This window comes from Frankia sp. R82 (assembly GCF_023716925.1).
In the GTDB taxonomy this organism is placed as follows: Bacteria; Actinomycetota; Actinomycetes; order Frankiales; family Frankiaceae; genus Frankia.
This window is the reverse complement of sequence record NZ_JAMQQG010000241.1, coordinates 1-7080: the sequence shown is the minus strand read 5'-3', so window position 1 is coordinate 7080 and position 7080 is coordinate 1. Positions and strand designations below refer to the sequence as shown.

The 7080-nt window shown below is 72.3% G+C and carries 6 protein-coding genes; 4 read left to right on the top strand and 2 right to left on the bottom strand.

Features of this window, described 5'->3' with window-relative positions:
- Positions 1 to 738, bottom strand: a 738-nt coding sequence (locus tag ND747_RS19375) for a TIGR03854 family LLM class F420-dependent oxidoreductase (protein WP_251735202.1), incomplete at its 3' end; no start/stop codon positions are given.
- A 170-nt stretch (positions 739 to 908) separates the two neighbouring features.
- Complete coding sequence (locus tag ND747_RS19370; RefSeq protein ID WP_374216277.1) at positions 909 to 2186, bottom strand: thioesterase domain-containing protein; 1278 nt, start codon at positions 2184 to 2186, stop codon at positions 909 to 911.
- Between the two features lie 250 nt (positions 2187 to 2436).
- Between ND747_RS19370 and ND747_RS19365 the strand changes: the two genes are divergently transcribed.
- From ND747_RS19365 to ND747_RS19350, 4 genes are all read left to right on the top strand, one after another.
- On the top strand, positions 2437 to 2631 hold the full coding sequence (locus ND747_RS19365) for a hypothetical protein (protein ID WP_251735198.1): 195 nt from the start codon (positions 2437 to 2439) through the stop codon (positions 2629 to 2631).
- Positions 2628 to 3134 carry a hypothetical protein gene (locus ND747_RS19360; protein WP_251735196.1) on the top strand — a complete coding sequence of 169 codons (507 nt, stop codon included), beginning with the start codon at positions 2628 to 2630 and terminating at the stop codon, positions 3132 to 3134. The genes ND747_RS19365 and ND747_RS19360 overlap by 4 nt, the downstream gene beginning before the upstream one ends.
- 754 nt (positions 3135 to 3888) lie before the next feature.
- Positions 3889 to 5922: a hypothetical protein gene (locus ND747_RS19355; protein ID WP_251735194.1), complete on the top strand. Its 2034-nt coding sequence runs from the start codon at positions 3889 to 3891 to the stop codon at positions 5920 to 5922.
- 58 nt (positions 5923 to 5980) lie between these two features.
- Positions 5981 to 7080: serine/threonine-protein kinase (locus tag ND747_RS19350; RefSeq protein WP_251735192.1), on the top strand; the 1100-nt coding region annotated here is incomplete at its 3' end.

Genomic DNA, 7080 nt, shown 5'->3' with positions numbered 1-7080 from the left:
CAGCCGCGCCGGGTCGGCCGCCGGGTCGCGCCGGCGCAGCGCCGCCAGGGTCTCGGCGTTCGGCGATGCGAAGGCGACCCGCAGACTCAGCCCGTAGTGGTCGTCGTCGATGTACCGCCCGGCCGCCGCGGCGGCGGCCCGGATCTCGGCGATGCCGGCGGCGGCCTGCTCGGGACTGACCAGGCTCGCCAGCCATCCGTCACCGAGCCGGCCGATCCGACGCAGCGCGGCGGGAGCCGCACCGCCGAGCCAGAGATCCAGCGGTCGTGCGGGCAGTTCGCCGAGGCCGACGTCGGCAACATCGAAGAACTCACCGTGGAAACTCACCCGCGGCTCGGTCAGCAGCCGACGCACCAACGTCAACGCCTCGTCGAAGACCGCCCCCCGCCGGCCCGCCGGCACCGGGTAGGCCGACCGGTCGACGTCCCGCCCGGGGGCAAGGCCGAACACCGGCAGCACACGGCGTGGCGCCAGGCTCGCGAGCGAGGCGAGTTCCTTGGCCACCAGCACCGGGTTACGCCCCGGCAGGATGGTCACGCCAGTGCCGACCTTGAGCCGGCTCGTGCGGCCGAGGGCGAACCCCAGGCCGGCAAACGGGGCGACGGCGGGCAGGGAGAGCTGCTCGGACAGCCACAGCGAGTCGATCTCGAGCTTCTCGAGCCGATCGACGAGCGCGCCGAACTCGCCGGGGAGCACCCCGCCGAACCCGCCGAACCCGATCCCGATGCGGATCTTCATGAGCCCCCCGTCCCGGGCCGGACATCATCACGCCCGGATCCGGGACCGCATCCGGGTGCACCTCTCCATACTGCGGCAAGAGCGTGCGAGATGCGTCACTTCCACCGAGCAACCCTGGTTGGGGACCCGCACATCAGCTATCCGCGAACCTGTGAGCCCGTCGGTTGCGCTCAGTTCCGCTCGGTGGCCGCGGCGAGATCGGCCCGCAGGTCCGCGACGATCTGACCGAGCAGCGGTTCCCGCAGGGCGAGCCGGTGGTCGCCGGGAATGTGCCGGATCGTGGCCGGACCGGTCAGCATTCCGTGCCAGCCCTCGATCTCGTCGTGATCGTCGGCGAGCCAGACGGAGGTGCGTCCGGCATAGGTGTGCGGACGGTAGGTCATCGTCAGGATCCGGCCCTGGTTGTGGAAGGCCTCATAGCGGTGCGCGCCGCGGAAGCGGACCAGCCCGGCCAGCGGCAGCTCGACAAGCTGACGCAGCCGGTCGGCCACGACCCGCGGACCGAGCCCCGGCCCCTCCCCCGCCGCCAGCGTTCCGCGCCCCTCCCGGTCCGGGACGGCTTCGGGTCGGTCCGGATGGCGGCCCTCGAGCTGACTGGTCGGAATGATCGCGCCGGACCGGGTCAGCCGGGCGGTTCCCGGCAGGTAGGTGTCGATCAGCGCCAGCAGGGCGACCTCATGCCCCGCCGCCCGCAGCAGCCGGGCGGTCTCCAGCGCGATCAGACCACCGAACGAGTGCCCGACCAGCAGGTACGGCCCACTCGGTTGCAGGAGGCGGATGTCCGCCACATGCCGGCGTGCCGCCGCGGCCACCGACCAGTCGGGCAGGCCACGGCGCTCCAGGGCGTGCGCCTGCAGCGCATGGACGCGCCGCTGCCCGGCGAAGTGCTGGGCGAACGCCAGCAGCGCGATCGCCGGGGCGCCGGCCTCCGGGAAACAGAACAGCGGGGTCCCGGCGCCGGCACCGGTCAGCGACACCACCCGCGGATGGCGCTCGGCGTCGCCCTGGCGTGCGGCCAACAGGTCGGCCAGGCCCGCCGGTGTCGGCGTCGCGCGGATGTCGTGTGCCGGCACGACGATGCCGAACTCGTCGCGCAGAATTCCGACCAGCGCGTCCACGGGGTCATCGGAGGCCACCGAGCGCCCGGGGTTCGCCGGGTCCACCGGGTCGTCGCAGACCGCGGGGTCGCCGGCAACCGTGGGGCTACCGGAGATCGCGGGGCGTCCGACGCTCCCGCCGGGGCCGAGCACCCGCGCCCACAGCAGCCGCGCGGCGAACTCGTAGGGATCGTCCCCCGCCGGATCGACCACCAGCCCCGGTGCCACCGCGCCTCCGACGACCGCGTCGGTGGCCACACCACCGGCAACAGCTACAGCCGCATCAGCCGGGGGCGCCGGTGCCAGGACGGAAACGGACAGCCGGTCACCCGCAGACGAACCCCGCACCATTATCACCTCTTATAGCTATGTGAAGGTCATATTGAACACCACGACCTTGCTAGCTCCCGCATCCCCCGTACCGCCCTTGACACCCCGTCCAGATCGGGTCCGGATCAGTCCACCCACTCCCCCGACCACCCCATCCAGACCTCTGACCAGTCACTTCGTTGACCTGACACCGACTGGCCGGGTAGTCACGAGGTCTGTCTCCGCGTCAACCACAGATCCGGCCGAAGTCAGGAGCGAGGACGGGACGAACATGCGCGAACCGGCCATTGACGGAACGCCGTCCGGCGCCGACCGTGGAGCGATGGGTGACGTGGGTAAGCCCGAACGGATAGTCGAGGATGAGCCGATCAGCTTTCCCGACGCCGAACCGCTGACCGTCCCGGCCACACCGGCAACACCGGCCACACCGGTCACGCAGCCCGAGAGGGAGCCGGTGCCCGGGTGAGCCTGCTCGGCTGGCGGCAGTGGGCGGTTGACGGTCACGGTCAGCTGCGCCCCGCCTGGACGCCCTGGTCCCCGTTTCCACCCGACATGCTGCTGTGGCGCGCCGACGGCATCACCGAGGCGCGGTGTCTGCGCATCGCTGGCCGTCCGCAGGACGATCCCGGTTCCGCCACACCCCCCGCCAGCCACGATCGGGTTCCGGACGAACACTGCCTGTGTGGGCTGTATGCCTGGCGCACCCCGGACCTGCTCGCAACCGCCCGCCGCCCCCGGTGGACGGCTCTGCCCTGCGTCGTCGGTGTCGTCCGCCTCGGCGGGCGCATCATCATCGGCGAGCGGGGCTACCGCGCCGAGCGCGGCTATCCCGTCGCCCTGTTCGACCAGCACGGCGTCGTGTCCCCCGACTACGCGGTGGCGCGCTATCGCACCCTTGCCGCCCTGACCGCGGAATGGTCCGACGCATCCGCCGCCCGACCGCCCAGCACCCCACCCCCGAACGACTGACAGCACGCATCTCGTCGCCTGACGTTACGGCCGGGACTTCGGAAGCAGACCCGTGCCCGCGCCACGACCGTGATCGACGACGCCGACACGGTTGCTGCTCTCGCCATGGGACGAAACGCGCGCCGCACCCTGCAGAGGGAGCCGCACCCTGCAGAGCGAACAGCACCACCCCCGGCGACGCGGACAACCGACACACCGGAGAAGGCGAGACCACGACACAACACAGCAAGGCCACCTGGTGCGATCGGGGGCGCCCGAGAGTACCTCCCGGGTGAAGTAGGGGAGATTTTTCCAGCAGGTGATCGCCGCGGCCGGGCAGCGGAACCCGAGGAGGCCGAGCCCGCACATCTCCGTAACGCATGGTCACAAAGTGGTAGCCATCAGGCGGTGACCGCACGGGATCCTGCCGCGGGGCGTGGTGCGCACGCGGTGCGTGACGTGGTGGTGGGGGGGTGGGTTGGTGTCACGTCGTCCGCGGACACGCCGGCACACATCTCCCCCGAGACCTGCCGTGCCTCGCCAGTCCACCGGCGCCATGCCTCGTCGACCCGGCACGGTCCGGGTATGACCCTGCCGACACCTTCCCACCAGGAACGTCACGCTCCGACGCCATGGGTAACTCTGTGAATACACATGGCCGGAAAGTGTGTTGATCGAAGCATGGTTGGAACTATCGTCTGAAATGTCCCGCACGGTGGCCGCCCATCGCCTCATCGCCGCCCCGTGCTCGTGGGACCCGCGAGGGGGACCGTTCATGACCAGCTCCGGTATCAACCTGCCCCAGGCCAGCCCGTCCGGCGGCGGAGCATCCGCGGTTGACCCAGCCGCCGCGCAACCGGCCGACGCCACAACCCCCACCGGTGGCGAGCTCACGAGCGGTACCCCCGCGGACGCCGGTCCTCGGCGACACCGGTGGCAGCGGGTCAGGCGGCTGCCGGCCTGGCTGCTGGTGGCGCTCGGATACCTGGTCCTGGCCGGGTGGATCTTCCGGGCGGGCTGGCTGCACCCCGGGCAGGTCACCTACGGCGGCAACGACGCCTACCTGTACACGTGGTTCCTTCAGTGGACGCCGCACGCGATCGGGCACGGCCTGGATCCGTTCGTCACGCACCGGATCAACGCGCCGGACGGGGCGAACGTGCTGTGGAGCACGCCGGTGGTACTGCTCGCGCTGCTCGCGACGCCCGTCACGGTCCTCGGCGGACCGGTGTTCACCCTGACGGTGCTGCTGACGCTGGCGCCGGTGGCCAGTGGCCTCGCGTTGTACGGGCTGCTGCGCCGGTTCGTCCGGGTCGGCCCCGCGGCGTGGGGTGGACTGCTCTACGGGTTCGGGCCGTATGTGATCGGCAGCTCGTACGGCCATCTGCATCTGGCGTTCGCCCCGTTCCCACCGGTTCTCGCCCTGTTGCTGATCGATCTGCTTGTTCCCGGACCGCGGCCATGGGTGCGGCGGCGGTCGCCGGGACGCACGGGGCTGCTGCTCGGGCTGGCGGTCGCCGGTCAGGCGATGATCGGCGAGGAGGTGCTCGCGTCGTCGGCGCTGGCGGCGGGGATCGGCGTGGTGGTGCTGGCCGGGTGGCAGCCGGGGATGGTGCGGGCACGGGTCGGACCGGCGCTGCGAGGCCTCACGGTGGCGGCCACCACGGCGGGCGTGCTGCTCGCCTGGCCGCTGGCGGTGCAGTTCCTCGGCGACGGACGGGTACACGGTTCGATCCAGCCGTCCGGCATCGCCGTCAGTGACCTGTGGACGTTCGTCACCCCGACACCGCTGCAGGACCTCGCCCCGGACGCGGCGCTGCGGCGCAGTCTGCGCTTCACCGGCAATGCCGTCGAGGTGGGTGGCTACCTGGGCATTCCGCTGATGCTGCTGGCGATCGGCACAGCGGTGACGGCGCGCCACCATCCGCTGGTGCGGGTGCTGGCCCCGGTCGGGATCGTGATGGCGGTGCTGTCGCTCGGCGATCACCTGCATGTGGGCGGCCACGTCACCGGGATCGCGCTGCCCTGGCTGCTCGGGGAACGGGTGCCGGTGCTGCGCAACGCCCTGCCGTCCCGGTTCGCCGGTTACGTGATGTTGTGTGCCGCGGCGATCACGGCCGTCGGGCTGGACGAGCTGTGGTCCCGGCGCCGCCTGGGGCCCGAGCCGCCCGAGCATCCGCTGCCCCGACGCGAGCCATCGCGGGGTGGCCTGTCGCTGGGCGTGTCACCCCCACGGAAGGTCCTGCCGCGTGGGACGTCGCTGCGTGGGACGTCGCTGCGTGGGGGGCTGGGGTGGGCGGGAGCGGGGATGCTCGTGCTCGCCACGCTGGCGGCGCTCATCCCGGCACCGATGCTGACCACGTCGGCATCCACTCCGGCGTTCTTCACCGGCGACGGGGTGCGCCGGATCCCGGCCGACGCGACCACACTGGTCGTCCCCTACCCGCATCCCCAGGACGCGCGGGCGATGCTGTGGCAGGCGCGGGCCGGATTCCGGTTCGTCCTGCCCGGCTGTTACTGCACGGTCCCGGACGCCTCGGGACGGGCGTCGTTCCACGGGCCGGGCGACGCGCTGACCTCGGCTCTGATCGACGTCGACAATGGCACCGTCTCGGGGGCGAGCATGGCAGGCTCGACCCAGGTACGGGCCGCCTACACGCACCTGTCCCCGGACGCGGTGGTTCTCGGCCCGGCCCATCGGACGGGCGAGCTGCGGACCCTGCTGGTGGGCCTGGTCGGCCGGTACCCGCAACGGGTCGACGGTGTCGATCTGTGGTTGCCCGGCCGTGCCGGTGGACGCAGGTCGTGACATTCCCCGTTCACCTGAAAAGCTGGCCTGCGACAATGGTCGAAGCCGAGGGGGTGTCGTGGCTGCCGGTCCGGTAGGCGACCGCGTGGTGGCGGGTCGATATCGCCTCCTCGCGCGCCTTGGCGCGGGCGCGATGGGCACGGTCTGGCGCGCGTTCGACTGCGTGCTCGAGACCGAGGCGGCCCTCAAGGAGATCGAGCTCGCGGGCGGGGTGGCCGGCTCGGAGCGGGCCGACCGGGTCGAGCGGGCGATGCGTGAGGCCCGGCACGCGGCCAAGCTGCGCGGGCATCCGCACGTGGTGACGATCCTCGACGTCGTCCTGGAGAACGGGCTGCCGTGGATCGTGATGGAGCTGGTGCCGTCCCGGTCGCTGTTCGAGGTGGTGCGCGACGACGGCCCGCTGCCGCCCGCCCAGGTCGCCCGGGTGGGGCTAGCCGTGCTGGACGCGCTGGTCGCCGCACGTGACCACGGCATCGTCCACCGGGACGTGAAACCGTCCAACGTGCTGATCGGGACGGACGGGCGAACCGTGCTGACCGACTTCGGCATCGCCACCGGCGACGGTGATCCCACCCTGACCGTCACCGGGGTGCTCGGCACCCCGCTCTACATGGCCCCGGAACGGCTCAACAACGCCCCGGCCACGTTCGACGCCGACCTGTTCAGCCTGGGCGGCACGCTGTACTTCGCCGTCGAGGGGCGGCCGCCGTTCGAGCGGGACAGCTTCGGTGCGATGCTCGCGGCGATCGTGCTGCACCCGCCGGCGCCGGCGCCGCATGCCGGGGCGCTCGCCGCGGTGCTCGACGGTCTGCTGGAGAAGGATCCACAGCGACGCATCAGCCCCCAGCGGGCTCGCGACCTGTTGCTGGCTGCCGCACAGCGCCCCTGGACGGACACCCGCCCGTTCGGACCCGCCGGCGCCGGCGCGGGGACATGGCCGGACGAGGACGATCCGACCCGGTACGCCCCGCGCACCCGTGCGGTGCCGGTGCCCTCCCCGTACGGCGCGGGCTCGCCGGAGGAGACCGGTCAGCAGGCCCGGCCCGACCCGACCGCCGCCGACCCGACCGCCCACGATCCGACCGGCAGAGCGGGTGCCGGCCACCAGGCCGGCGACGGGGGGCGGGCGCGGGCGGCCGACGAGGTCGAGGTCGGCCC